At 48.7% G+C, this 3,079-nt stretch carries 1 rRNA gene; it reads right to left on the reverse strand.

What is annotated here, in order from left to right:
- Window positions 1-167: 167 nt before the first annotated feature.
- A 23S ribosomal RNA gene (locus ND2E_RS10715) occupies window positions 168-3,060 on the reverse strand.
- Between the last annotated feature and the right edge of the window lie 19 nt (window positions 3,061-3,079).

Below are 3,079 nucleotides of genomic sequence, written 5' to 3' on the forward strand. Positions count from 1 at the left end.
CCACAGCGCTATTGTCGCTAAACAAAAAGGGTACAATCTAGAAAATCGATATAAACAGTATTCAATCTACGTAAAGTATTTCAAGTAACACGTTAAGTACGTGATTTTACATTGTTGTAATTTGTCAGTCTTCATACAACCTAAGTACAAAACTACTTGGGTGTTGTATGGTTAAGCCTCACGGGTAATTAGTATCAGTTAGCTCAATGCCTCGCAGCACTTACACACCTGACCTATCAACGTTGTAGTCTCCAACGACCCTTTAGGGGACTTAAAGTCCCAGTGAGAACTCATCTCAAAGCCTGCTTCCCGCTTAGATGCTTTCAGCGGTTATCAGTTCCGAACGTAGCTACCGGGCAATGCCATTGGCATGACAACCCGAACACCAGTGGTTCGTCCACTCCGGTCCTCTCGTACTAGGAGCAGCCCTCTTCAATTCTCAAACGCCCACGGCAGATAGGGACCGAACTGTCTCACGACGTTCTAAACCCAGCTCGCGTACCACTTTAAATGGCGAACAGCCATACCCTTGGGACCGACTTCAGCCCCAGGATGTGATGAGCCGACATCGAGGTGCCAAACACCGCCGTCGATATGAACTCTTGGGCGGTATCAGCCTGTTATCCCCGGAGTACCTTTTATCCGTTGAGCGATGGCCCTTCCATACAGAACCACCGGATCACTATGACCTACTTTCGTACCTGCTCGACGTGTCTGTCTCGCAGTTAAGCTGGCTTATGCCATTGCACTAACCGTACGATGTCCGACCGTACTTAGCCAACCTTCGTGCTCCTCCGTTACTCTTTGGGAGGAGACCGCCCCAGTCAAACTACCCACCAGACAGTGTCCCCAACCCCGATTAGGGGTCTAGGTTAGAACATCACGCATACAAGGGTGGTATTTCAAGGATGGCTCCACTTCATCTGGCGACAAAGTTTCAAAGCCTCCCACCTATCCTACACATGTAGGAGCAATGTTCACTGTCAAGCTATAGTAAAGGTTCACGGGGTCTTTCCGTCTAGCCGCGGGTATACGGCATCTTAACCGCAAATTCAATTTCACTGAGTCTCGGGTGGAGACAGTGTGGCCATGATTACGCCATTCGTGCAGGTCGGAACTTACCCGACAAGGAATTTCGCTACCTTAGGACCGTTATAGTTACGGCCGCCGTTTACCGGGGCTTCGATCATCAGCTTCGTCCGAGGACTAACCGAATCAATTAACCTTCCGGCACCGGGCAGGCGTCACACCGTATACGTCATCTTTCGATTTTGCACAGTGCTGTGTTTTTAATAAACAGTTCCAGCCACCTGGTTACTTCGACTACTCATAGCTTACACCGCAAGGGCTTCACCGTGAGTAGCGTACCTTCTCCCGAAGTTACGGTACTATTTTGCCTAGTTCCTTCACCCGAGTTCTCTCAAGCGCCTTAGTATTCTCTACCTAACCACCTGTGTCGGTTTGGGGTACGGTTCCTATATATCTGAAGCTTAGAAGCTTTTCCTGGAAGCATGGCATCAATGACTTCAATTCCGTAGAATCTCGTCTCGTATCTCAGCCTTAAGGAAACCCGGATTTACCTAAGTTTCCAGCCTACATACTTTCACACGGACTACCAACGCCGTGCTCACCTAGCCTACTCCGTCCCTCCTTCGCAATATATAGAAGTACAGAAATATTAATCTGTTTCCCATCGACTACGCGTTTCCGCCTCGCCTTAGGGGCCGACTTACCCTGCCCTGATTAACATGGGACAGGAAACCTTGGTCTTTCGGCGGGGGAGTTTTTCACTCCCCTTATCGTTACTCATGTCAGCATTCGCACTTCTGATACCTCCAGCAAACTTCTCAATTCACCTTCAACGGCTTACAGAACGCTCCCCTACCACTCATAATAAATTATGAATCCGCAGCTTCGGTGACTAGTTTAGCCCCGTTACATCTTCCGCGCAGACCGACTCGACTAGTGAGCTATTACGCTTTCTTTAAAGGATGGCTGCTTCTAAGCCAACCTCCTAGCTGTCTATGCCTTTCCACATCGTTTCCCACTTAACTAGTACTTTGGGACCTTAGCTGGCGGTCTGGGTTGTTTCCCTCTTCACAACGGACGTTAGCACCCGCAGTGTGTCTCCCGCATATCACTCATTGGTATTCGGAGTTTGCAAAGGGTTGGTAAGTCGGGATGACCCCCTAGCCTTAACAGTGCTCTACCCCCAATGGTGTTCGTGCGAGGCTCTACCTAAATAGATTTCGGGGAGAACCAGCTATCTCCCGGCTTGATTAGCCTTTCACTCCGACCCACAAGTCATCACCGCATTTTTCAACATACGTGTGTTCGGTCCTCCAGTTGATGTTACTCAACCTTCAACCTGCCCATGGGTAGATCGCCGGGTTTCGGGTCTATACCCTGCAACTAAACGCGCAGTTAACACTCGCTTTCGCTACGGCTCCCCTAATCGGTTAACCTTGCTACAGAATATAAGTCGCTGACCCATTATACAAAAGGTACGCAGTCACCCAACTAAATTGGGCTCCCACTGCTTGTACGTATGCGGTTTCAGGTTCTATTTCACTCCCCTCACAGGGGTTCTTTTCGCCTTTCCCTCACGGTACTGGTTCACTATCGGTCAGTTAGTAGTATTTAGCCTTGGAGGATGGTCCCCCCATATTCAGACAAAGTTTCACGTGCTCCGTCCTACTCGATTTCACAACAAAAGTTTTTACGTGTACGGGACTATCACCCTGTATCGTTGTCCTTTCCAGAACATTCCACTAAAACTTAAGCTGCTTAAGGGCTGATTCGCGTTCGCTCGCCGCTACTGACGAAATCTCGGTTGATTTCTTTTCCTCGGGGTACTTAGATGTTTCAGTTCTCCCGGTTCGCCTCATTACCCTATGAATTCAGATAATGATACCTGCCTTACGACAGGTGGGTTTCCCCATTCGGAAATCGAAGACTATAACGGTTTTTATCACCTTATCTTCGCTTATCGCAGATTAACACGTCCTTCATCGCCTCTAACTGCCAAGGCATCCACCACATACGCTTAGTCACTTAACCATACAACCCTAAGTAGTCT

Source organism: Colwellia psychrerythraea, assembly GCF_000764225.1.
GTDB lineage: Bacteria > Pseudomonadota > Gammaproteobacteria > Enterobacterales > Alteromonadaceae > Colwellia > Colwellia psychrerythraea_D.